This window comes from Legionella clemsonensis (genome assembly GCF_002240035.1).
GTDB lineage: Bacteria > Pseudomonadota > Gammaproteobacteria > Legionellales > Legionellaceae > Tatlockia > Tatlockia clemsonensis.
Genome location: NZ_CP016397.1, coordinates 205737 through 230895, shown reverse-complemented (window position 1 = coordinate 230895; position 25159 = coordinate 205737). Strand labels below are relative to the sequence as shown.

The following is a 25159-nucleotide window of genomic DNA, read 5'->3' as shown; positions in this document are numbered from 1 at the left end:
TGCTTCTTTAATTGTCCCAGTTGGGGGCGAACTCTGGATTGATGCTGCGATCTTCGGAGTGCAACGCATCAATTTCGCACATCTCCTCGTCACTGAGTTGCTCGAGGTCAAAAACTGCAACGTTTGCGAGAAGGTGGGCGCGGTTAGTTGCCTTGGGAATCACTACCACGCCGCGTTGAAGCAGCCAGCGCAAACATACCTGCGCCGCGGTCCATCCACGGCGTGCCCCGATTGCACAAAGCACCGGATCTCGCGCTGCACGGCCTTGCGCAAGCGGACAGTAGGCAACGGGCAAAATGTCTCGAGTTTTGGCCTGTGCCAGAAGCCGGTCCTGGCGCAGATAGGGGTGCATTTCCACCTGGTTACAGAGCAGAAAGGGGTCAATACTTAGAGCCGTCTCAACTTGGGAAGGTGTAAAGTTACTAAGGCCAGTGTGACAGGTCAGGCCGCGATTGCGCACCTCACTTAAGGCATTGATTGCACGCTCAATGGGAGATCGCGGTGGTGGCCAGTGGGCGAGGAGCAGATCAAGACGGTCAACACGCAGTCGCTCAAGGCTCTTCTGCGCCACTGATACCAGATCCATGAGTGGAGCGTCATCAACCCAGACCTTGCTTGTCAACCACACCTCCTCGCGACGAAGACCGCTGCGAGCAATAGCCGCCCCAACCTCAGCCTCATTCTCATAACCCTGCGCGGTATCAATGTGTCGGTAACCAATCTCAAGTGCATGCTCGACGACTTCCTCGCAGGCAGCGCCATTGAGCCGCCAAGTACCTAATCCCAGTGAGGGAACTGTCACACCCTTGGCAGTAAATGTCTTCACCTGTAATCCTCGCTGCTGAGTTCCATGGTGGAAGAAGCCTGAAGTAGCTCTTTGAATCGCCAGTAAGCGGGCTTCTTCTGTCCATCAAAAGTTACCAGCCCCAAGTGGTACTCATTCTCATCCACATGAAAGCCTTCAATAGCTTCACGTTGCGGATCCAGATCAATCAGGGAGTACCAATATAGACGCTCAGCGGGAGCCTGAATCGCTTGCTCCAGTTGTGTAACCTGCAGGTTATAGCGACCAGGAATGCTCCAGGCGAGGTGCCAAGTCGCGAGACCTGTCTCGGTAATCCATACCGGCCGCTCGCCTGCAATTGGACGTATACTGTCGATTTTTTCGGTCCAACCACGCCACATGTGACGTTGCTCCCAATTAATCGGTCCACTGTCCCACCACATTTCGGGAAATCCGTGGATAGCGATAATGTCTATGTGCTCGAGCGCACGGTAGCTTTCCATCAGACGCAGCCAAGAGGAGTCAACAGGCATGATCCCGCCTAGGACAGTGCGACGACCAAGGCCATGCGCACGCTTGGCAGCAGCTCCAACCATTGTTCCGAATTTCTCCCAGTGCGGATCATAGTGGGTAAAATCCCACTTGTAGCGGTTATTGGGTTCGTTCCAAAGTTCCAGGGTAGCAAAAGTATGCCCATACTCACAAATCACTTGCTCAATAAAATCTGCATAATCGTCGAGACGTCGAGGTGGACTATTGCAGCCTTCACCTTCAGCGCGCGAAGGTGGTGTATGCCATACTGAGAGTAAAACCTCAAAATCCTTTAAAGCTTCCATCTGATAATTGTACCAGTCCGCACCACGCGGACGATGAAAATCAGCCCAGGAAATTCCTGTTCGCAAATGTCGTATCCCTAAATCGAGCAGGAACTCACGCGCCCTTTCAACAGAAGCATAATCCTCATAGTGGAACCACTGACAAATACCCAGTGTGTCCTGAAGTGGGTTTCCTTGTAACCAGTTCAGCACGCGCCACCCCTCCTGTAGGAGTTCAACAGGGAAGAAAGAAATTTAAAGAGAATAGTCTGGCTCCTTCTGAAAAGTTTGAGTATCGACATAAGTAGGATTGACTACTGTAGGTCTTCCAACTGAATAGTAGCAGGCAAGGCTTGAATTTTTTATTACTGCCAAACTAAAGCAATTACGTCCATCAATAAGTGGGGCTTTTTTTAATTGGGCTGCAAGCTTTTGCAAAGAATAGTTTTTAAACTCAGACCATTCCGTTACAATGACCAGCGCATCCACCTCGGTAGCCGCAAAACTTGCTGATTCGCACCATTGAATAGCCTCATGCCCCTTTAACATTTTTTGTGCATGCAGCATTGCTTGAGGATCATATAACTTCACTCGCACATTGGCTTTGAGTAGGGAGTGAATGAGATTAAGACTACTTGCTTCTCTTAAATCATCAGTATCTGGTTTGAATGCAAGCCCCCAAATACCGATAGTGCGCCCTTCAAGTTGTCCTTTAAAGTGGCCTTCCAGCGTTTCATAGGCCCAATTTTTTTGCCTGTTATTAATCGCTTCTATAGCTTCAATCAACCCTGCATCAAGCTGAAATGCTTTTGCAGTAGCCCTCAGAGCGCGAACATCTTTGGGAAAACAAGAGCCACCATAGCCTATCCCTGGTAAAAGAAATTCAGAACCTATTCTCTTGTCATAACCAATACCCAGACGTATATCATCAATATCTGCGCCAGCTGCTTCTGCAATTCGACTGATTTGATTGATAAAACTGATTTTGCAGGCAAGCAGCGTATTGGCTGCATATTTGGTTAACTCTGCTGAAGTACGACTCATACAAAGGAAAGGAATACCCTTATCCAACAGTGGTTGATAGAGGCGTTGAACCTCTCCTAGAGCGGTTTCATCGCCACCGGCAACGATTCGCTCAGCCTCTAAAAAATCAGAAACCGCATTGCCTTCACGCAAAAACTCAGGATTTGAAACTACATCAATTTTATAGTTCTTACGGCGCACTGACAAAATCTGCTTGGTAAAAGTACTGACCTCATCACATGTACCCACCGGAACAGTGGATTTGATAAGAAGAATAGTATCCTGTTTTATTTCCTGGGCAATTTTTTCGGCAACCGAAAATACCTGTGATAAGTCTGCTGCACCATCTGGCAGGGAAGGAGTGCCGGTAGCAATAATATGGAGCTCACTTTGTGAAACTGCAAACGATAAATCTTGAGTAAATTGCAATTGCTTGGTTTTGCAGGAGTTTTCAAGCAGTTCCTTAAGATTTTTTTCATGTAAAGGACAACTGCCTTGTTGTAACAGCCCAATCTTTTTAGCGTCGATATCAGCACAGACAACCTTATGACCAAGCGATGCAAGACAAGCTGCACTGACTAATCCTACATATCCTGCACCGTATACTGAAACATTCATGCCTGCATCCTTTCAATGAGTTCGTTATACCTGTTATTTACACCTCAAGACAGTCTTTACTTGTTATTCGCTAAGGCTGTTAGTGTATATATTCTTCAAAATCTTTGTGTTCTTCAGCAAAAAACTCCTTTTGATTAAGGGATTTAAAATAATTAAACGTTATTTCCATACCCTTATGGCGGCCTACCTTAGGCTCCCAACCCAATAATGCTTGAGCTCTACTTATATCTGGCCTACGCTGTAGTGGATCATTCGCTGGAAGCGGTTTATAAATAATTTTTTGTTTGGCTCCGGTGAGTTTAATGATTTCTTCCGCAAAATCCTTAATGGTTATTTCATCTGGATTGCCTAAATTGACTGGATAAGGATAGTCCGAATGCAGCAGCCGGTATATGCCTTCAATCAGATCATCCACATAGCAAAATGACCGTGTCTGCATCCCGTCGCCAAAAACAGTGAGATCCTCTCCGCGTAGTGCCTGACCCATAAAGGTTGGAATGACTCTTCCATCATTCAATCTCATTCTGGGGCCGTAAGTATTAAATATTCTAACAATACGAGTTTCAACACCATGAAAACTATGATAGGCCATTGTAATGGCTTCCTGAAAGCGTTTAGCTTCATCATAGACCCCTCTGGGACCTATCGTATTCACATTTCCATAGTAGTCTTCGTTTTGCGGATGCACTAAAGGATCACCATACACTTCAGACGTGGAAGCAATAAGTATTCTGGCTTTTTTAACCCGGGCGAGCCCTAAAAGATTATGAGTCCCTAAAGAGCCTACTTTTAGTGTTTGTATGGGAATTTTTAAATAATCTATGGGGCTGGCTGGTGAAGCAAAGTGTAGAATATAATCCAACTGATCAGGTATATTGACAAATTTTGTGACATCATGATGATAGAAAACGAAATTTTTTAAAGGGAAAAGGTGCTCCAGATTTTTAAGAGTACCGGTTATAAGATTATCCATTGCAATTACATTATAGTCTTCTTTTATAAAGCGATCGCATAGATGTGACCCTAAAAAACCTGCTGCTCCTGTAATTAATATTTTTTTCATGGCTCCTGCCGTTAGTAATTAGAGTTAATAAATAAAACTCACTACATAAAACTAAAATTTCCTGTCTTTAAAAAACATTAATTTTTTGTTTTGTTATTGACTGTATTCTTCCATTCTTTACCTATGGCAGACAAATATTCAGAGTGGTTCCATGTATCAAAATCTGCCTGAAGATCATTGTTTTTCACAGCAATGTAGGTTTCTTTTTCAGGCATTCCTGTGACCGCAAAACCACAATTTTTTAGCATTGACAGGACACACTGGTGATTAGGTACCCACCAGTTTGTTGGATCTCCTGCCAAGCGATTTTCAATAAAAGCCATTGATGGAAAAGCAGGATCCTTTAATATTTCGCGTTCATTAAGGGCTATATCAACAGGAACTGTCATTTCATCTGTACCAGGAATGGAAAGGGTCTGAAAAACCATCATTCCTTTCACTTTTTTAGTGATTATATCTAATGCCAAAAGCGGATACCGCAAATGGTAAAATACACCCATAAACCAAACAAGGTCAAATTGGTAATCCTTATGAGCTAAGTCGTAAACCTGCATGCATTTGAAGGTGATCCTGCTTTCGACTTCGAACTGAGAAGCTACCCACTGAGCCTGCCGTAAATAATGTTCATCCAAATCTATAGCGAGTACCTCCGCACCTCTTTTTGCGAGCTCCACTGAGTAAAAGCCTGCATTACAGCCTATATCCAATACGCGCCACCCCGTCAGATCCATAGGAATGGCATTTTGAATTTTTTGCCATTTAAATGAAGGAAAATCTCCTAAAGGATGATCGGGTGCAGTTTGTCTGCCGTCCGGCAAATGGATATTGTGGAACCAGGGTTCCAGTTTTTTTATTTCCTGCTCTACTGTCATACGCTAACTTCCTTTCTAACATTCCTGGGGCATTCCATGACTTCTGCAACATAACCTACCAACTCATAAGCACGAGTTTTAGCTGTATGTTTTTTTAATACTTTTTGTCTTGCGTTTTCGCCAACCTGCCTACATTCTTCTTCAGTGAAGGTTTCTAGAATATTTAACACATCTTTTGTCGATTTGGCGACAAGTATTTCCGTTCCATCGGCAAAAAAACTGGTAAGACCCTCCCAGTAATCAGAAATAACAGGGACACCACAAGCAGCTGCTTCAAATAATCTTACGCTGGGAGAATAGCCAAATTTTATCATATCAGCACGGGTCACATTGAGAGTAAATCGTTGGCTGTTATAAAAATTTCGATGATGTACAGGCGACAAATGCTCTATGCGCTCTACATTTTCAGGCCAAATAATGTCTGCAGGATACTGCGGCCCAGCCACAATAAAATTTTTCTGAGGACAAGCAAGTGCAGTTTTACAAAGAAGAAGGTCAACAGCAGGCTGTCGGTCTGTACTATAAGTACCAAGATAACCCATGTCCCACTTTTTAGAGCAAAGCTCGGGAAAGTAGCTTTCAGGGTCGACAGAACAATATAAAGCCCGTGCGGCAGGCGAACCATAATGTTTTTCAATATGTTGTAATACAGATCCTCCGGAGAACGACAGGTAAAGGTCATATTGGCTGACAAGCTCAGGGATGAGGTATTCGAAGTCTTCCCTTTGCAGTTTTGCCATGGTTACAGGGGTATCAATATCATAAAATGCCTTAACCCCTTGGGCGGTCGCAACAATCCATTTACCGACTTCCACTCCTTGTTGTACATAAGAACCTACAATGACAACATCTGCATCAGCCACTTCTTTTTCAAATCTCCTAAAAAGTTCTTCATTGGAGTTGTACAAATTTAATAAACAAAAATCAGGATAAGGGAGATCTCTATTCGCTGCATAATAAGGAACATCTCTTTCAAGAAACAAGACTTCATGTCCCATTTTCGCCACTTCTTTCAGTAATGCTCTGTAAGTAGTAGCGTGACCATTGCCCCATGAGGAACTAATTGATAATCCTATTACCACAAATTTCATAGCTGTTCCTTCCTTTAAACCTACTATTGCACGGACGATAATGAATCATTAAAGACAGACTGTAACAGGTGTGCCCTATTCTCATAAGTATGATTTTCTAAAACTTTTTTATAGGCCGCATGCCCTATCTGGCGTGCATTTTCTTCTGTGAGTTTTTGTAAAATTTCGGCGACTTCCTCACCATTACGGGCAACCAGTATTTCTTTATCAGGCTCAAAGAAAACTTCTATCCCTTCCCAGTAATCAGTAATTATACAGGCCGCAGCGCCTGCTGCCTCAAATACTCGTGTAGCAGGCGAATATCCATATTTTGCCATACTCTCTCTACTAATGTTTAATACTGCCAGAGGAGTGCAGTTAAAGGCATTATGATCTTTTGTATAAACATGTCCCACATAATTCACATTGTGAGGCATTGATTTATTTTCCCATCCACTCCCTCCAAGAAGAAATCTTTTCTCCGGCAAACGGCTTGCCGGCACAAGAAAGAAGTCATCGACTCTGGCTTCTCTATCAGGCAAACGATTGCCCAAAAAGCCCAGGCTTGCATTAAAGTCCTCATAAGAGGCAACTGGAAAATGGGTATCTATATCAAGAGCATTATAAATGGGGATGCATTGTTTAGCGCCTTTATTTTCATAAGCATCAATAACCGGCTGTCCCCCACCATAAGTTAAAATAAAATCATACAGAGGGATTAATTGATTAAAAGGATCTTCAGGATTATTGTTTATTCTGTCGAGAGTAGCTGGGGCATCAACATCCCAGAAAATAACAAGATTATTTTTTTGCTTAAGCCTCACGACTTCCTGCTCTAACAATGCATCATGTTGCCCTACACCACTTGCTTTTATGATTACATCGGCTGTTGAGGCTTCCTCAATCAGTTGCATAATCTCTTTTTCCTGACTTTGATATACTTTGACGCGGCAATAGTCAGGATCGGCAATATCCCTGTGCTGCTGCCGCTCATAGATGTCTGGCTCATTAAAGGTGACGTTATGTCCCATTTTATAGAGCGCTTTGACAATACCTCGGTAATAAGTGGCGGCGCCATTCCAATAAGCCGAGACTATACTTGAGCCAAAAAAAACAATGTTTAACTTTTTATTCTTTGCTTTCATCGTTTAGAGCTCTGCCAATATGGTTTCGAGTTCATTGACGCGGTGTGAACAGGTATGCCTTTGCAAAATAGTTTGACGCCCGTGTTTAGCCAATTTTTCGGAAAGTTCCTCATTATTTAAAAGCTGTTCTAAATGCTCCTTCATTTCCTGTCCATTATTTGCTGTTAAATAATCCTCTCCGGGATTAAAAAGCTTCTCGGAATCATCCCAGGGTGAACAAATAAGTGGTATACCACAAGCCATGGCTTCAAACGGCCGGATGGTAGGTATGCCTGATAGTTTTTTAACATAGGGGCCCCGCGGTACATGTACTGTCACTTTATATTGGGCAAAAACTTCCGGTACTTTATAGTTTGGAAGCCATCCTCCATATTCGATACCCGCATCCTTAAGTGCCTGTAGCGCCTCTTGCGGGTAGCGTACACCGTATACTTTTGCTTTTAATCTTAATTCCTTTACAGGTTTTATTAAAAACTCCATAAGTTCATTGGTGCGCTCATTGTCTCCCCAATTGCCAATCCACACTAAATCGCCTTTTTTTTCTTCAGCAAACTGAGGAGTAAACAAGTGGTGATGAGCAGCTTCATGCCAAACCCATGTTCTGCTGATCCATTTTTTATGCTTATAAATATCTTGTATTAATTTTCCAAACACCAGGGCACCATCGTACTCTGTAAAATCATACTTTGCCATGCTCTGTTCGTCTGAAACAGCACGATGATGAGTATCATGAAACAGTAGCTTATACCCATAGATTTTTTTTAATCTACCTAGGGTTGCAACTAATTCAGGCTCATTCCATTCATGAACAATGACTAAATCGGCACCGCTGAGTAACTTTTTATACTCTGGATTTTTAGGATCATAAAAGCGAGGTTGAAGGGTTGGAAAATATTTTTTAAACTCTTCCAATTTTTCTTGACCATGATCTTTAACGAGATTAGAAAAGCTCCATCCTCCCAAGGGTTCATACACCTCCACTTCATAATCCCGATTAATCAACTCTTGTGCAACACCTCTTAAGAAATGGGCATTCCCATGATTCCAGTCTGAGGCCAGGGAATGGTAAAACATCACTGCTTTCATATAGCTTCCATATTAATTTTTCTAAACGCTTTTTTTCTCAGGAGATCCTTATAAAGCTCCACATATTCCCGTGTCATTTGCTCCAGGGTAAAATTTTTGGCTCTCAAGGAGGCAGCGGAAGCCAACTTTAAACGCAAGCTTCTGTCTTTTATTATTTGTTGCAAGGTTTCAACAACCTTGGCTTTATCATCTGGTTTAAAATAAAGCGCTGCATCCTGCCAAATTTCTTCAAGCGATTCTATCTGCCCTAAAGCCAGTGCACAGCCAGCCTGTGCTGCTTCAAGCACAGCAAGGCCAAAAGGTTCATAACGTGCAGGCATAACAAACACGGCTGCCCGTTGCATGTAAGTCTGTAGTTCTTGATGCGATAGACGTCCTAAAAAATGGGCATTCCCGGGCATCTTGGCTTGACCCGTGTTGGGATTAATAGTATTGCCGGCGATATAAACTGGCCAATCAAGCTCATCTGCTATTTCTGACAGCAGAAGGATGTTTTTGGCTTCATCCCATACACGTCCTGCTGTTAAAATAAAGGATTCTTTTCTATCATATTCATTTAAGTTCCAACTATCACTGCCGTTATAAATTACTTTTGCAACGTTAACTTTTCCATAAATACTCTGCGCCTCACAAAGCATCGCTCTGGAGGGTGCAATCAAAATATCCGATGAAAAAATGGATTTTTTAACAGCGTGTCGATACCTTTCCCATTCTGCAGGTGCTTTCTCTCCTTTTACAGCCTTCCACCATGTTTGTACGCAAGAATGAAAAACAGTGACAACAGGACATAGCCACTCGCCCTTTGCTTCCACATAATTGTTAAAATGGATAATATCAGGATTAACTTTTTTATAAATTGCTCTTATCCATTGCTCGGCAAGCGTCATATCTTCCCAGGGATTTTCCATCCATTCCAGCTTATATTCACTGCAGTATAAACTTACATTTGACAGACGATTTATCTCTTCAAGCTGCTGTTTACTCAGCTTCCCCCCCAAAGTCATCAGATGGATTTCCACGTTATAATCCAGCAATCCCTTACAGAGGTTGACCGTATACGTCCAAACTCCTCCTACCGTATCAGCTGTCATTAATAATGTTATTTTATCTTCCATAAATTCTGTCAATTATCCGAGCAGTTTTTAAATATTCATTGGCTATTACCTGATCATAACCCTGTCCTGCTGCAATTTTTTCAGCCCATGCCAGCCCTGTTCTTCCACTCCAATCATCAGGTGGTAAAACAAGAATTTGGGTATGAGTTCCCTTATACTTTTCAGCTTTGAAATCGTAAAATGAACCATTTATATTTTTTAACGCTACACCGCCTTCGCTGCCATAAAAAACAACTTCAATGACTGCATCCTGTCCTGCCGAAGCATTCCATGAGCACTCAAGGCTTAAGGTCGTTTCATCTGCGGTACTCATAAATATTTTGGCAAAATCCTCTACCTTTTCTTCATTGGGCTTTAATTTTATCCCTCTACTGTAAAGATGACTTTGCAAGTTGATAACTTCAGGAAAACCTAAACAATACAAGGCCATATCAAGCAGGTGTACGCCCAGATCGATGACACAACCGCCACCAGATTGTTTTATATCATAGAACCATGCTTTATCAGGACCATAAGCATTATGAAATACTAGATTGACAGCATGTATTCTACCAATTTCACCACGAATAATGGTGTCGTATATTGCCTGAAAAGCTTTTGTATAGCGGTAAGATAAATCAACAAAAAGTAATTTATCAGCCTCTTTTGATGCGTTTATAATTTGCTCTACTTCTTCAGACGTCCTACCTAATGGCTTTTGACAAAATACGGCTTTACCTGCTTTCAAAGCTTCCAACGATTGTGAGGCATGCAATGCACTAGGGGTAGCAATTACAATACCATCAAGCGCTTCGTTTTTATATACATCCTCAGGTGACTTAACCAGTCTGGCGCCTGCTGCCATCTTTAGGGCATTGGAAGCATTTTGCATACAGGGCTCGGCGATTACCACAGCCTTGATATTGCCCTGGTTAATAAGTGCTTCCATTCTGCTTCTGCCTATCCAGCCCACACCAATAAATCCCAGAGACAAGCGCTTTTTAGAATTAGAAGGAGTAGTTGCCGTCATACTACTGCCTTATTAATTAGCAAAGCTTTAATAAAGCCCTCGGGTCTTTCGGTAAGTAAGTTCAAGGCTTGCTCTGCTTTATCCAGTGTAAACAAATGCGTAAAAAGGGGAAAAGGATTCATTTTTCCCTCCTCAATAGCTCTAATCGCATGCTGTATCCCTTTGATATACTGCTTAGGATTCCTCTCATGCGCGTTAATCATGTCTATTCCTCTCCAGTTCAGCAACTGCATATTGACTTGCCGCATACCATCTTGATGAAAACCAGCGACAATCAATTTACCTCTTTCAGCCGTAAGCTCGATAGCAAGATTTAAAGGCCATTCCTTACCAGTTACTTCAATCACCCGGTCACAAAATGCATTACCAGTTAACTGTTGCACTCGCTCGATTACCTCATAATGATCATTCATCGGTATTGTTTGAGCTGCTCCGGCCGCTGCTGCTGCTTGAAGTGAAAAGCTACGTTTTGATATAGCAATAACGTTTGCCCCTGCTGATTTTAATAATTGAATGAGCAGGATACCTAAAAAACCTGTACCCACTACTGCGACTGTTTGTCCAGCATGGATATCACTACGGCTAAAAATATTCATAACGCAACCCAATGCCTCACCAGGGAAAGGTTTTCCTTCTAGAAAAGTCGGTAAAACAATGACTTCCTCCGCTTTGGCAATGTCATATTCCGCGTAGGCATTATAGGAAAGGCAGGTTACTCTGTCGCCCACGTTAAGTCCCTCAACCTCAGGCCCTATAGCGTCTATAATTCCCCAGCCTTCGTGACCGGGGTTACCCGCTGCAAGAGGATAGGAAAACCAATCTCTTCCTTCCCAGACAGGGATATTGGAAGCGCATACGCCACTTCCCTCAATTTTAATACGTACTTCGCCTTTATTGGGCTCAGGAACTGCAACAACAATGGCAGCTGCTTTTCGAGGTGCCGAGATGACCGCAGCTTTCATCATTGAAGTCTTTGGTCTTATGGGGTTAATTTTTTTAGTTAATAAAGATGTTTCCATTATTCAACCATTGCTTTTGATAAAAACTTGCTTTCCTTAGAAAAATGATTTTTTGATTCATTCAACCAGGAGATAAGCCTCTCCACACCCTGGGATACTGAAATCTTAGGCGACCAACCGGTTGCGCTTTTAAATTTGGCAATATTAGAAACGTAATAGCACTGATCCCCTGTTCTCCATTCCTCAAAAATCAGGTCGATTTCTTTGCCTGTTTTTTTCTGAATGAGCTCAACAACCTCAATCAGGCTTACAGTATTTTTAGGCCCGCCCCCAATATTGAATGCATTTCCTGATAGTTTATCAATATGTTGCTCTGCCAGCAGAAATGCCTCAATCAAATCTTCTACAAAAAGAATGTCTCTTACCTGCTTGCCGTTACCATAAATTACAACGGGCTTGCTCTCCAGCGCACTAATTGTGAAATGAGCAACCCACCCCTGATCTTCATTGCCAAATTGATGAGGCCCATAGATACAACTCATTCTAAAGACAGTTGTTTTAAGTCCGTAGCACCTTGAATAATCCAGCACATACTGATCTGCCGAGCCTTTCGAGCAACCGTAGGGACTATGAAAATCAAGTGGCTGATTCTCATCAATACCGTTTAGATCAATGGTTGCGTCTTCTGGGTAAAATCGGGTTTGATTGGTAGTAAATGCAAGATCTCTTAAATCACCATATACCTTGTTAGTGGAGGTAAATATCAAAGGAGGAGTACGGGAGGAATGTCGTAGCGCTTCCAATAGATTAAATGTGCCGACTAAATTGACCTCAAAATCATCTTCAGGATTTGTAATGGAGGAAGTGACTGCTACCTGCGCCAGAAAATGAAAAATTTGTTGCGCGTTGTTTACACACGCCTGAAGTACTTTTTTTTCTCTAATGTCGGCTATCTGTATAATAACCTGATTACCATATTTTCCTTTAAGCCATTGCAGATTCTGCTCTACCCCTGGTCGGGATAAATTGTCATAAATCATTACCCTTCTACCTTGACCAAGGAGCCTGTCAGCCAAATTGGTGCCGATAAAACCTGCCCCACCGGTTATCAGGGTATAGTTTTCATTTCCAATTGTACCTTTCATAAACGCTTCCTTCTCTATACTGTCAAACCTCGCAAAGCTAACTCATTGGTGGCCTTATGGACATGATCAATCGCTATTTGTCCTTCAAGCCACACAGACAGCTCAGCCAATCCTTCATTAAATGGGACGCAAGGTTCAAATCCTAATAATGCTCTTGCCTTTGTTAAGTCGGCAAAACAATGACGTATATCGCCCACTCGATATTTGCCCGTTACCTGAGGTTCAATTTCTTTATTCATAACCTGGGCAAGCTTTTCTGCAATTTCACGGATGGTGTACTGATTACCGCTGCCTATATTAATCACTTCTCCGTCAGCATTACTATTCTCCAATGCTAATCGGCAAGCTCTGGCCACATCCTTAACGTGCACAAAATCTCTTTTTTGCAAACCATCCTCAAAAATTAAGGGGGCATTATTGTTTAATAATCTTGAGGCAAAAATAGCCAATACACCGGTATACGGATTAGAAAGCGCTTGTCTGGTTCCGTATACGTTAAAGAAGCGCAATGCAGTAGCAGGTATGCCATAGGCCTTACCAGTAATCAGGCACAAACGTTCCTGGTCATATTTGGAAAGCGCATATACCGATGAGAGACAAGGTTTTTTGTCTTCGGGGGTTGGAATGGGCATTAGATAATTTTGTGCATCCTCCTGCAATTCCCATTGTTGATTTTTTAAATCCTCAAGTTTGCGCTTGCATTCTTCAACGGAAGTGCCTGTGGTTGTTTTATACAATCCCTCTCCGTAAATGCTCATGCTGGAAGCAACAATGAGTTTTTCAACAGGAGATTCTATCAGCGCTTCCAGCAATATAGCTGTACCCAGATTATTGACATCAGTGTAATTTTTTATCTGGTACATACTTTGCCCTACTCCTACCATCGCAGCAAAATGAAAAACAGCATCGATACCCTGAAGCGCTTTTCTTACGGTCTCCTTGTCCCTTACATCGCCTAAAATAAGTTCAACTTCCGGATGAAGATAGTCGGGCCGCTGAGTTTTTAATCCATGCACCTGTTCAGACAAATTGTCTAAAGCCCTTATTTTGTAGCCCTTTGCAATGAGTTCATCTGCCAAATGGGAGCCTATAAAACCAGCACCGCCGGTAATTAATATATTTTTTTTCATTCTTCATCCTTAAAACAATAGTGGCAAGTTTGGGCACTGCAGCAAATGAGATAGGTAATAGATTAATTAAACGCATTCATAGTGCACAAGCTGCTTATTCCCTTACTTAGTTCTAGAGGGCATTTTCACTTACATTACCTGATTTTTTCTAAAGACGCACCTACTAAAAAAAAATTTAAATTTTTCATTAAAAAAAAGATTTTCTTCACTATACTAAAAATCCTGCTGATTTTTTTCAAGGATGATAGAGATGGTAAAAAGGTTAAAAAAGGTAGTATTTCCCGTTGCCGGGTTAGGAACTCGATTTTTACCTGCTACAAAAGCGAATCCCAAGGAAATGCTAGCCGTCGTGGATAAACCACTTATTCAATATGCCGTAGAGGAGGCCGTTTCTGCAGGGTTTGAAGAATTAATTTTTATCACTAACAGTTCTAAACGTGCTATCAAGGATCATCTTATTCCTAGCCATGAGCTTCAGGAAAGACTAAAAATAGAGGGTAAACTCTCTTTATTGCCGACCATTAATAATATTTTGCCTCCTTCCATTCAATGTGTGTTTATAAAGCAGCCTGAGCCAAAAGGTTTAGGAGATGCTATAAAATATGCGCATCAGGTTATCAACGATGAACCCTTTGCTGTATTATTGCCTGATGATTTAATCATGAGCAACGCTGAAAATTGCTTAGCGCAAATGGTATCACTTTACCATAAAACTCAGGCGAATATTCTTGCAGTAGAAAAAATTGAGCCCGCTGATTCAATCAAATATGGGGTGATTTCAGTTTCCCAATGCCTGGATACCTATTATGAAATAAACGGCATTGTTGAGAAACCCTCTCCCGAAAAAGCGCCTTCTTCTCTGGGGGTGGTAGGGCGCTATATTTTTAACTATGAAATTTTTTCCATTTTGGAAGAAATCTCAGCAGGAAAAGACGAGGAAATCCAGCTTACCGATGCAATTGCACAACTCATAAACGTTCAAGAGGTATTGGGTTTTAGTTTTCAAGGGACGCGATATGATTGCGGAGATAAATTTGGTTTTGTTAAAGCTACGATGCATTATGCCTTACGTCATCCCGAAATTGGAGAAAAAGTCAGAGATTATTTTGCCAGTTTTGCCAAATTAACTGCAAATTCCGATGTGATTTAAAAAAATCACAATATTTTTAGTGGAAGGGAATGTTCCCTTCCTATCATCTATTCAACCAAAAGTGCTTAAATGATTCACTCCACAGTCACCGATTTGGCTAAATTTCTTGGTTGATCAACATCCGTTCCTTTGGCAACAGCCACATGATAAGCAAGTAATTGCAAGGGAATTGTGTAGACAATAGGGGCGATCCACTGACCGCACGCAGGGACAGGAATTAATCTTGCACCATCGGCTTCCCAGGTTTGCGAATCATCAACAAAGACAATGAGCTGGCCACCTCGAGCACTCACTTCATGTAAATTGGATTTCAATTTATCAAGCAATTCATCATTGGGTGCTACAGCGATAACTGGCATGTCTTTGTCCACCAAGGCGAGAGGGCCATGCTTTAACTCACCCGCCGGATAAGCTTCGGCATGAATATAGGAAATTTCTTTTAACTTCAAGGCGCCTTCCAATGCTACAGGATATTGTACTCCTCGACCTAAAAATAAGGTATGAGCCTTATTTACAAATAATGAAGCTAATGCCTTTATCTCATTGTTCATTTTCAAAGCGCGCTCACAGCAAGAGGGTAATTCTTGCAGTTCAGTCAGCACTCGTTCTGCTCTTTCATCTTTACAAAGCGCTACAGCAAGCATTAAAAATGCCGCTAGCTGCGTCGTAAATGCCTTGGTAGAGGCGACACCTATCTCTACGCCTGCTCGTGTGAGGAAAACGCAGTCTGCTTCCCGAACCAATGTGCTGGTTGCCACATTACAAATCGCTAAACTGGCTAAATACTTCATGGATTTGGCTTTGTGAAGTGCCGCAAGGGTATCTGCTGTTTCACCCGACTGAGAGACAGTAATAAATAAAGTATGGTCCCCGACAACCACATCACGATAACGATACTCACTGGCAATTTCAACCTGTGTAGGCAATCCTGTCAGTGATTCCAGCCAATAACGAGCAATTAAACCGGCATGATAGCTCGTTCCACAGGCTACAATGTGAATTTGCTTAACTTGTTGAAAAACAGCCGAAGCACGTTCGCCAAAACTGGCTTTTATCACTTCCTTACTGTTAATGCGCCCTTCCAAGGTATCTGCCAATACTTTAGTCTGCTCATAAATTTCTTTCAGCATGAAATGGCGATAGGGTCCTTTACTCACTGCCTGGCTGTCTCCATTAAGCACGTGCACCTCACGAGTTACTGCTTCACCCTGAGTGTTAAACAAGGAAACCTTGTCAGTTGTTAATAAAGCACTATCACCTTCTTCCAAATAGATTACTGACTGAGCAAAAGAGCGTAGCGCCAAGGCGTCTGAAGCAATGAATTGCTCATCGATACCAAGACCTACTACCAAAGGACTTCCTTTACGAATAGCTACTAATTCCTGTGGACGTTGCTGATGTATTACACCCAAAGCAAAGGCACCCTGCATTTCCTGGGCTGCCTCTCTTACTGCACGTAATAAATTTTCATGATTCTGATAATAAAAATGAATAAGGTGCGCTGCGACCTCAGTATCTGTTTCAGAAGTAAAGGTATAGCCACTGGTGCGCAACTTTTCACGCAGTGCGTCATGATTTTCGATAATACCATTGTGAACAATAGCAATCTCATCATGCGACGTATGAGGATGCGCATTTTGCTCACAGGGTTTACCATGGGTAGCCCAACGGGTATGAGCAATACCTGCATTTCCCGTGACTGCAGTTTCCTGCATGGCATCCGCCAGGCTTTGGACTTTCCCTTGAATTCGAATTCGTTTTAACAGTCCAGCACTATCAATTAAAGCGATACCTGCTGAATCATAACCGCGATACTCTAGACGTCTCAATCCTTCCAACAGTACCTTACTAATGTCACGTTGAGATGTCGCACCCATGATCCCACACATAAAAACTCCTTAGATCATCGATATCACCCATATTTTCAAACTGTAGAACATGGAATGATCTCTTGCAAAATTGCCCAGTATGCCATATTCAGCGCCAAAATCTAACTATTTGCTGGTGCTTCACATGTGATTTTATAGCCATGCTGCTTCATAACTTCGCAAATCTCGTAAGCCAGATAACGATGAGCACGCGTGGTAGGATGCACTTCATCCCAAAATAAATAGCGTTCAGGCGCATCACATATATGGTAATTCTTTTCATTAGGACCAAAATTCCTATCGCGATATTGCAACACCTGTGCATATTGCAATACATAGTTTCTGGCAAAAGGTGACTGGGCAAATACCCTGAACATGGGAAATTTTACGTCAATACAGGCATCAGTAATGTTGGAAAAACCATATTTTTGTGGGTCCGCCAACGCTTTTTGCAAAAATTGCTGTAAATCTATGTATAGAAAATCAACTTCAGGGTAACTAGTACGCCATTCTTCCACCCGTTTTTGTAGCCGTTCATTATGCTGCTGCATGGCGGCAGTGAGCACAGGTTTGTCGGTAGTGTGAACAAATTTAGGCGTTTCACCAATATTAGGTAATCCCATGATGACTACATGGCGAGCACCAGCCTGAATTAATTTTCGTACTCCTGTCCCCAAACCATCAATCACATTATCAATGTAGCTATTCATCACTGCAGGATTATAGTTATCTTCAAAAAATAAAACGTTCAGATAATCATTAGCACCAGTGAGGACAAAATAAACAGCATCTTCATCCAGTGAACTTTTCATCATTAAATAAGCTTGCACGGTTAAACCTAAACTTGGTGGAATTAATTTCCCTACAATTAATGTTTTCAAAGTGCCCAGCGGATGACGAATTAAATTCCAGGTGGTCACTTGATAATCGTAAGTTACAGCCCAGCTACCACCAAAAGCCTGATTGTCATAGAAGTGCGCATCTTCACGATCGATACCTATCATAGATGCTAAATATTCGTTCCATACACGACCATTGGAAAAATGGTTTTGCCAGTAAGGTTCTCCTGGAAGAATTGGCACTTTACGCACTTTACCCACCAAATTGGCTAATAAAGGTCCTAATTCGGTATCGAAGAATTCAGTAACGATTTCAATCCCTGCGTCAAGAACTGCCTGTGGTACATAATAATCATAGGCAAACTCTTCCATCTTATTGATGACAAATACTTTCAAGGGGCGCACGAGGTAAGCCGGACTTTCCTCTTGTCGTAAACTTTTTAAGAGATGAGTCGTATTTCCATTGTCGGATAAGCTATCGCCAAAGACAACTATGGATTTGACTGGGGTAGCTGCAAATAAGAGGGCACTAAAACCCATCGCACACAGCCATAAGCACATCCTCGTGCAAATTGATGACATAATCTCTCCTTAGATTCATAATATTCCATTTGAGCCTGCTTGCTTAATTCTAAAAGGGGAAGTTGTTTAGGAATTTATCTACTAGATTAGATGCTGCATTAATTTTTTGTCAACTTTTAAAACGCGCTATGCTAACAAACCGTCATTTGGCCTCTTATATAGTCCGATATAGGGCAAAATACAAGAAAGAGGGACCTTTTGTGCTCAAATTGGATGCATCTACCCTGAGTCACTCCGGATTATTTTGATTTTATGGGATAACTGTGCCATTTTTAATGAAGTTATCTTAAATTTTTATGTCAATGAGCAACTGAGATGTCTTACCTAATAACGACCAAACGTCTTGGTTTACGCCCCATGAGCAGAGAAGATTTAGCTTATCTGGCAGAGTTGGATCAAGACCCAGAAGTAAAAAAATACTATCCCGAGGGCACTCTTAGTTGTCATGAAATCAAACAATACATGAAAGAATGTTTCTATAATTTTGAACGCAAAAATTTGCCTTGCCTGGTCATCTTTAATCTCAAAACCGGTGAGTTTGTTGGAGAAGCCTATTTTGATGAATTAGAAACAGGCGAAGTAAAGGTGGGCTATCTTTTTCATAAAAAATATTGGCGTAGAGGCTATGCCACAGAAGTGTTAAACGCATTACTCGAGTGGGCAAAAAATAACATTGACAGAGATTACATCATTGCTTATGCCGATAAAAATCACACTGCTTCATTACGTGTCATGGAAAAATGCGGGATGGAATATTATAAAGATGATGTTTATTTAGACATGGAGTCACGGTTCTACCGTATAAAAAACCGCTAGGGGACAGAGTCACTCCTGCAATACAAATTCACTACATTTTTAAGCATGTGCTCACAGATTTTAAGTTGCTCAATGGTAATAAATTCATTAGGTCGATGCGCTTGCTCAATATTTCCAGGCCCACAAATGACGGAAGGAATTCCTGCATCCTGATAAGATCTTGCTTCTGTTGAATAGGAAACCTTATATCGCTCTTTTACACCAGTTATCGTTCTAACAAGATGAGTCAAGGGAGCATCTTCATGAGCAGCAAATCCCGGTGCTTCTGAAACTTGATCGAGATAAATAGCCGCCTTCGGATATATTTTCCTCATTTTCGGCACTAATTCCTCATTAATATAATTTTCAACCTGACTGCGAAAATTTTCCAGAGGGAACTGAGGTAAATAACGCACTTCAAATAATAATTCACAGCTACCAGGAATAACATTGGTGGCAGAGCCCCCACTGATGACATTGGTAGAAATAGTGGTAAAAGGCAAATCAAAATCGTTATCAAAGGGACCTTTTTCTCGAGCGTAGTTAGCGATTTTATTAATGTAACAAATCAAGCGACTGGCATACTCAATTGCATTACAACCTTTATCTGCTCGAGATGAGTGAGCAGACAATCCTTGTATTTGACAATGAAAAACCTGTCTCGATTTTTCACCGATAATTGGACGCATACTCGAAGGCTCACCGACAATACAACCTTCGGGATGTAAGGCAATTTGCTGCAAATATTCAATTAAAAAATCCACACCAATGCAACCCACCTCTTCGTCATAAGTAAAGGCAAAATGAATCGGTTTATTTAACTCAAGACGGTTAAATTCGGGGACTAAAGCAAGTGCAACAGCAATAAATCCCTTCATATCACTGGTGCCACGACCATAAATTTTGCCGTCTACTTTAGTGGCTAAAAAAGGGTCCGTCTTCCATATCTGGCCTGCGACAGGAACTACATCAGTATGGCCCGATAATAAAATACCACCCTGCGTTTCGCCATTTTTGGCTGGGATACTTGCTAACAAATTTGCTTTTGTTTTAGTAGTATCATGAATGACATGGTAAGGAAGATTATGTTTTTTAAACCACAGCGCAATCGCTTCAATAAGCTCCATATTAGAATTACTGGAAATAGTATTAAACCCGACAAGTTTTTTGAGCCATTGCATTGTATTCATTGAAGATCCCGTGTGCTTTTCCATCGCTGAAATAACAAGTCCTTATTATTTAGGATAGATGAAATTTATCACTTTAATACTAGCCACGCTTTTACAATGTGTGGCGGAAGGAATTTGATAAATGGGTAAAAGTACCCATTTATCAAAGTAATAAGACGTAATACAATAACCCGCGAATAGTCAGAAAATAGTGAGTGCCCAATCAACTATGAATGAATAATTCACAGCTGATGGGCACTAGCTATATCCAAAAAATCTTCTAATTCCAATAATCTCCTGTAGCACTTCCTCACAGAAAAATGGGAATTTAATAGAATAGTGTTTACCCACATAAAGATAGAAAAGCAAAAAAGTAGAGGGATTGAAGGCTTTATTAAGCAAGGCAATCACCATGGATGCCTATACAGCTGTTGAAGAAGTAGAAAAAGAGTTTCCTGAAATACGACAAGGTCGTGTTAGTACTCGAACAGCAGATCTGGTAGATAGCCTTAGAAATGACCAATATCGTCCTGACGTTGATTGAAAAATTAGTCATTCCATACGTCAGAATACCAGATAATGGCGAGCAGGATTTTTTCGATAAAGTTATGCTTTAATTATGCTTTTTTAGCAAACGGGCGCGTTCTCGATTCCAGTCTCTATCCTTGATCGTTTCCCGTTTATCATGAGTTTTTTTACCTTTGGCTAAAGCCAGTTTCATCTTTACCCGATTATGTTTCCAATATAAAGAGAGGGGGACAAGAGTATATCCCTGGCGCTCTACACTGCCTATCAGCTGATTAATCTCCTTTCTATTTAACAGTAATTTTCGCGTGCGAACAGGATCGGGGAAAAGATGAGCAGCGGCAGTTGGCAGAGGTTGAATTTGCGCCCCCAACAAAAAAGCTTCCCCATGTTTGATAATGACATGAGCATCCGACAGATTAATTTTTCCTGCGCGTAAACTTTTTACTTCCCAGCCTTCAAGAACAATACCAGCCTCGTAGTCATCTTCGATGAAATACTCAAAATGCGCCTTTTTGTTCGTGGCAATTGTAGCACTGTGTTGTTTATGGCTACTCATAAGACCACCTAAAATAATTACTTTTTAAAATTAAAACCGCAATTATACACTCAACAAAAACATTTGGCGAAATTCTCACTTTCAATTAGGCTACCTTGTTAATCATTCATGTTATGAGGAGGACCCATGAATATCGGTGAGAAAATAAATGATTTTGAATTTACCGCAACCAATGGTTTGGAAGGCAAATTAAGTGATTATGAAGGCCAGTGGTTGATTCTTTATTTTTATCCTAAAGACTCTACTCCTGGATGCACTACAGAAGGACAAGATTTTCGTGATGCTTACCCACAATTGAAAGCATTGAATGCTGAGGTACTTGGTATTTCCAGAGACAGTTTAAAGTCGCATGAAAACTTTAAAGGTAAACAAGCGCTTCCCTTTGAATTAATTAGTGATAAAGAGGAAACTTTATGCAAAAAATTTGATGTCATTAAAATGAAGACAATGTATGGCAAGCAAGTTCGAGGAATAGAACGAAGTACGTTTCTTATTGATCCACAAGGCATTTTACGTCAGGAATGGCGAAAAGTTAATGTCAAAGGACATGTCGCTGAGGTCATTACTCTATTAAAACACTTCCAAAGTAACAAGCGTTAATCTTCTGATGACAAGTTAAAGAAGATAACGCTTGACTGCATGAATCACCCTCAGCACAATGAATACATTTTTCTGATAGGTGAATCATGGAAAAGGATAATAAAGAAACCAAATTGTTCGTACTTGATACGAATATCATGATGCATGATCCTACGGCTATCTATCGCTTTGAAGAACATGACATTTATTTACCGATGGTCGTTTTGGAAGAGTTAGATAGCCATAAGACCGGTCTTTCTGAAGTGGCTCGAAACGTGCGTCAAACCAATCGGATGCTGGTTGAATTAATGAGTAATGCCAGCCATCAAGAGGTTGTAGCAGGTCTCCCTATTGCCAATTTTCTTAGTGGTGAAAAAGTAAAAAGCAGTGGTCGTTTGTTTTTTCAAACGGATGAATTTGAACAACTGCGCCCCACCTCGTTACCAGGTCATAAAGCGGACAATACCCTCCTTGCCACGGCATTAGGTTTACAAAAAAAATACCCTGGCCGTCAGGTGATTATTATCTCCAAAGACATTAACTTACGCATCAAAGCTGGTATTCTTGGCATTCCTGCTGAAGATTATTATAACGACAAAGTCTTGGATGATGTCGATCTTTTGCATAGTGGTTTACATATTCTTGAAGATAATTTTTGGGATACCCATGCTAAAAATATGGAAGCCTGGCAAGACAATGGCAAAACGTTTTATCGCATCAGCGGTCCATTAACAACCCAATGGAATTTTAATGATTGTATCAGTACACAGGATAATCAATTTCAAGCCATTGTTAAAGAAATTGCAGAAGGTGGAACAGTAGTACAGTTGGCACGGGATTATACGCAATCCAAACATGCGATATGGGGAATAACAGCACGCAACCGTGAGCAGAATTTTGCCCTTAATTTATTGCTCGACCCAGAGATCGATTTTGTAACATTGCAAGGTTCTGCCGGCACAGGTAAAACGTTGTTAACTATCGCAGCAGGACTCACTCAAGTGCTGGATCAAAGCCGTTACAATGAAATTTTAATGACCCGAGTGACTATCCCTGTAGGCGAAGACATTGGTTTCTTGCCAGGTACGGAAGAAGAAAAAATGACCCCATGGATGGGCGCACTCATGGATAATCTTGAAGTGCTGCACAGCTCCCAGGAGGGTGGAAGCTTTGGCCGCGGCGCTACTCAGGATCTGTTGCAAAACAAGATTAAAATTCGCTCGCTTAACTTCATGCGAGGCCGCACGTTTTTAAATCGTTTTATTATTATTGATGAGGCGCAAAACCTGACATCAAAGCAAATTAAAACCCTGGTAACACGAGCCGGCCCTGGTAGTAAAATTGTTTGCCTTGGGGATATCAAGCAAATTGATACTCCTTATTTGACAGAAACGACTTCTGGATTAACCTTTGCTGTCGATCGTTTCAAGCATTGGCAACACAGTGCCCATATGACATTAACACGGGGTGAGCGTTCAAGACTTGCTTATTATGCCGCTGAGCATTTATAGTACACGCTTTTGCTTATCCACATGAGGATTAATAATGAATAACCAAGCCATCACTTTTGATGATGTATTACTGGTTCCAGCCTATAACCATCATGAATCAAGGCGCGTAGTCAATGTCAGTATGACTGATAGGTTGGGGAAACTTAGTTTGCAATTACCGGTTATCAGCTCCAATATGGATACCATCACCGAGAGCAAGATGGCTAATTTCATGCATAGCAAGGGTGGCATTGGTGCTTTGCATCGGTTTTTAAGTATCGAAGAAAATATCAAAGAATTTAAGAACTGCCGGGGCCCGGTTTTTGTTTCCGTAGGCTGTACCGATGCTGAGTTACAACGCGCAGAAGCCCTGCGTGATGCTGGTGCTGATTATTTTTGTGTCGATGTCGCTCATGCTCATGCCAAATATGTGGGAAAAACACTAAAAAACTTAAGGCAACTATTGGGTAGTCGCTGCATTATGGCTGGTAATGTGGCTACTTATGCCGGTGCTGATTATCTGGCCTCTTGTGGTGCCGATATCATTAAAGCAGGCATTGGGGGTGGCTCTGTATGCAGCACGCGCATCAAAACAGGCTTTGGTATTCCCATGCTAACCTGTATTCAGGATTGTGCCCGCACTGACCGCTCTATTGTAGCCGATGGTGGCATTCGCACTTCTGGTGACATCGTCAAAGCCCTTGCTTTTGGTGCTGATTTTGTCATGATAGGTGGTATACTGGCTGGAACAGAACCCACTCCAGGTGAAGTCATCACCAAGGAAGATGGCAAACAGGTTAAACGCTATCGCGGCATGGCTTCAAGAGAAGCGCAAGAAGATTTTTTAGGGCAAATGCACGAATGGAAAACCGCAGAAGGTGTTGCGACCGAAGTTCCCTATCGTAATCATCAAGACAGTATTATTGCAGATATCATCGGGGGTTTACGCTCAGGTTTAACCTATGCCGGTGCTGATACTATTAGTGAACTACAACGTAAACTTGATTACGTCATTGTCACGCAGGCAGGACGTCTTGAGAGTTTGCCGCACAAGCTGTTAGAGAATTAATTCATTGGAGATTATAAATGGGTAAAGAGCATGCTCTTTACCATTTATGCTAGAGCTGCCAACATTTCGGGATCTTTTTCGACAGCTGTAACAAGGTCTGAAGCAGGACCGTCACCACCGGATATTTTATCCATAACGTTTAAATCTGGATTAGTATCGGAATCCGTTGGATTGGTAACTGTACTAGACATTGACTCCATCGGTGAATCATCGAAAGTACTTTCTAAGTTATCACCAGATTCCATGTCCCCAATATCGTCATGCGTTTGATCCTCCTTAAAAACATCCTCTAGATCATCACCAGATTCCATGTCCTCAATGTCATCATGCGTATCATCGCTGGGAGAATCCTCATTTTTACTGGAGTTTTTGCCTTTAAACATATTGTTAAATGCATCACCCATTTGATCATAAAGTTGGCCATATAACTGATTATTTACTTTACTAACCATCTCTTGCAGTTGCTTCAGCATCTGCATTTGTAGATCATTCGTACTGTCTTTATCTTTATCAGCAGCTTGCGAATCGCTCTTGCCTTTAGGCTTTGGTTGTGGTGCTTCTTGTTTGGCTTGAGATTTATTATTATCATTACCACTAATATTCTCATAAGAGGGACCACTATCCATAGGAAGTGCAGAAGTAGGATCGGTTGCCATGGTAATTCCCCTAAAATCTATCCACATTATTAATTAAAGATAGC

The 25159-nt window shown here is 41.6% G+C and carries 24 protein-coding genes; 6 read left to right on the top strand and 18 right to left on the bottom strand.

All coding sequences use genetic code 11. The features are described from left to right. Positions 1–7: 7 nt before the first annotated feature. The 13 genes from clem_RS01015 to clem_RS00955 all read right to left on the bottom strand — a co-directional run bounded on the left by clem_RS01015 (position 8) and on the right by clem_RS00955 (position 13834). On the bottom strand, positions 8–826 hold the full coding sequence (locus clem_RS01015; RefSeq protein WP_157698137.1) for an aldo/keto reductase: 819 nt from the start codon (positions 824–826) through the stop codon (positions 8–10). Beyond that, the gene (locus clem_RS01010) at positions 823–1812 is read right to left on the bottom strand and encodes a glycoside hydrolase 5 family protein (RefSeq protein WP_094089903.1); all 990 of its coding nucleotides are present in this window, start codon (positions 1810–1812) and stop codon (positions 823–825) included. Before clem_RS01010 ends, clem_RS01015 begins: the two co-directional genes overlap by 4 nt. Before the next feature lie 42 nt (positions 1813–1854). Next, on the bottom strand, positions 1855–3240 hold the full coding sequence (locus clem_RS01005) for a UDP-glucose dehydrogenase family protein (protein ID WP_094089902.1): 1386 nt from the start codon (positions 3238–3240) through the stop codon (positions 1855–1857). 79 nt (positions 3241–3319) lie between these two features. Then, positions 3320–4303: a UDP-glucuronic acid decarboxylase family protein gene (locus tag clem_RS01000; protein WP_094089901.1), complete on the bottom strand. Its 984-nt coding sequence runs from the start codon at positions 4301–4303 to the stop codon at positions 3320–3322. 77 nt (positions 4304–4380) lie between these two features. Further along, entirely contained in the window at positions 4381–5175 is a 795-nt protein-coding gene (locus clem_RS00995; protein ID WP_094089900.1) for a TIGR04290 family methyltransferase, read from the bottom strand. Then, on the bottom strand, positions 5172–6266 hold the full coding sequence (locus clem_RS00990) for a CgeB family protein (RefSeq protein ID WP_094089899.1): 1095 nt from the start codon (positions 6264–6266) through the stop codon (positions 5172–5174). The genes clem_RS00995 and clem_RS00990 overlap by 4 nt, the downstream gene beginning before the upstream one ends. 23 nt (positions 6267–6289) lie before the next feature. Next, positions 6290–7390: a CgeB family protein gene (locus tag clem_RS00985; RefSeq protein ID WP_094089898.1), complete on the bottom strand. Its 1101-nt coding sequence runs from the start codon at positions 7388–7390 to the stop codon at positions 6290–6292. 3 nt (positions 7391–7393) lie between these two features. Then, positions 7394–8476, bottom strand: coding sequence for a CgeB family protein (locus tag clem_RS00980; protein WP_094089897.1), 1083 nt, complete (start codon positions 8474–8476; stop codon positions 7394–7396). Then, positions 8473–9591, bottom strand: a complete 1119-nt coding sequence (locus clem_RS00975; RefSeq protein WP_094089896.1) for a glycosyltransferase family 4 protein — start codon at positions 9589–9591, stop codon at positions 8473–8475. The genes clem_RS00980 and clem_RS00975 overlap by 4 nt, the downstream gene beginning before the upstream one ends. Further along, positions 9581–10600 (bottom strand): Gfo/Idh/MocA family protein, encoded by a 1020-nt coding sequence (locus tag clem_RS00970; protein ID WP_094089895.1) that lies wholly within the window; start codon positions 10598–10600, stop codon positions 9581–9583. The genes clem_RS00975 and clem_RS00970 overlap by 11 nt, the downstream gene beginning before the upstream one ends. Further along, positions 10597–11619: an MDR/zinc-dependent alcohol dehydrogenase-like family protein gene (locus clem_RS00965; protein WP_198333170.1), complete on the bottom strand. Its 1023-nt coding sequence runs from the start codon at positions 11617–11619 to the stop codon at positions 10597–10599. The genes clem_RS00970 and clem_RS00965 overlap by 4 nt, the downstream gene beginning before the upstream one ends. Then, a complete protein-coding gene (locus clem_RS00960) occupies positions 11619–12704 on the bottom strand; it encodes an SDR family NAD(P)-dependent oxidoreductase (protein WP_094089894.1) in 1086 nt (361 codons plus the stop codon). Before clem_RS00960 ends, clem_RS00965 begins: the two co-directional genes overlap by 1 nt. Before the next feature lie 14 nt (positions 12705–12718). Beyond that, positions 12719–13834, bottom strand: coding sequence for an SDR family NAD(P)-dependent oxidoreductase (locus clem_RS00955; RefSeq protein WP_094089893.1), 1116 nt, complete (start codon positions 13832–13834; stop codon positions 12719–12721). Positions 13835–14084: 250 nt separating this feature from the next. On the opposite strand from clem_RS00955, the gene galU reads away from it, so the two are divergent. Continuing rightward, positions 14085–14984 carry a UTP--glucose-1-phosphate uridylyltransferase GalU gene (galU, locus tag clem_RS00950; RefSeq protein WP_232505521.1) on the top strand — a complete coding sequence of 300 codons (900 nt, stop codon included), beginning with the start codon at positions 14085–14087 and terminating at the stop codon, positions 14982–14984. Positions 14985–15058: 74 nt separating this feature from the next. Here galU and glmS read toward each other — a convergent pair whose 3' ends face one another. Then, complete coding sequence (glmS, locus tag clem_RS00945; protein WP_094089891.1) at positions 15059–16873, bottom strand: glutamine--fructose-6-phosphate transaminase (isomerizing); 1815 nt, start codon at positions 16871–16873, stop codon at positions 15059–15061. Positions 16874–16974: 101 nt separating this feature from the next. Next, a complete protein-coding gene (gene plaC, locus clem_RS00940; protein WP_094089890.1) occupies positions 16975–18273 on the bottom strand; it encodes a lysophospholipase/glycerophospholipid:cholesterol acyltransferase PlaC in 1299 nt (432 codons plus the stop codon). Between the two features lie 315 nt (positions 18274–18588). On the opposite strand from plaC, the gene clem_RS00935 reads away from it, so the two are divergent. Continuing rightward, positions 18589–19089 carry a GNAT family N-acetyltransferase gene (locus clem_RS00935; protein WP_094089889.1) on the top strand — a complete coding sequence of 167 codons (501 nt, stop codon included), beginning with the start codon at positions 18589–18591 and terminating at the stop codon, positions 19087–19089. Here clem_RS00935 and argE read toward each other — a convergent pair. Beyond that, entirely contained in the window at positions 19086–20258 is a 1173-nt protein-coding gene (argE, locus tag clem_RS00930; protein WP_094089888.1) for an acetylornithine deacetylase, read from the bottom strand. The genes clem_RS00935 and argE overlap by 4 nt on opposite strands. Before the next feature lie 391 nt (positions 20259–20649). Here argE and clem_RS15270 point away from each other — a divergent pair, with 391 nt between their 5' ends. After that, positions 20650–20781, top strand: a complete 132-nt coding sequence (locus tag clem_RS15270) for a hypothetical protein (protein WP_269766800.1) — start codon at positions 20650–20652, stop codon at positions 20779–20781. A 69-nt stretch (positions 20782–20850) separates the two neighbouring features. Here clem_RS15270 and smpB read toward each other — a convergent pair whose 3' ends face one another. Next, on the bottom strand, positions 20851–21321 hold the full coding sequence (smpB, locus tag clem_RS00925) for an SsrA-binding protein SmpB (RefSeq protein ID WP_094089887.1): 471 nt from the start codon (positions 21319–21321) through the stop codon (positions 20851–20853). Between the two features lie 126 nt (positions 21322–21447). Between smpB and clem_RS00920 the strand changes: the two genes are divergently transcribed. The 3 genes from clem_RS00920 to clem_RS00910 all read left to right on the top strand — a co-directional run bounded on the left by clem_RS00920 (position 21448) and on the right by clem_RS00910 (position 24459). Further along, positions 21448–21921, top strand: coding sequence for a peroxiredoxin (locus clem_RS00920; RefSeq protein ID WP_094089886.1), 474 nt, complete (start codon positions 21448–21450; stop codon positions 21919–21921). 86 nt (positions 21922–22007) lie between these two features. Then, positions 22008–23411 carry a PhoH family protein gene (locus tag clem_RS00915; RefSeq protein ID WP_094089885.1) on the top strand — a complete coding sequence of 468 codons (1404 nt, stop codon included), beginning with the start codon at positions 22008–22010 and terminating at the stop codon, positions 23409–23411. Between the two features lie 34 nt (positions 23412–23445). Continuing rightward, a complete protein-coding gene (locus clem_RS00910) occupies positions 23446–24459 on the top strand; it encodes a guanosine monophosphate reductase (protein ID WP_094089884.1) in 1014 nt (337 codons plus the stop codon). Positions 24460–24503: 44 nt separating this feature from the next. On the opposite strand, the gene clem_RS00905 is transcribed toward clem_RS00910, so the two are convergent. Continuing rightward, positions 24504–25115 carry a hypothetical protein gene (locus clem_RS00905; protein ID WP_094089883.1) on the bottom strand — a complete coding sequence of 204 codons (612 nt, stop codon included), beginning with the start codon at positions 25113–25115 and terminating at the stop codon, positions 24504–24506. Positions 25116–25159: the final 44 nt, after the last annotated feature.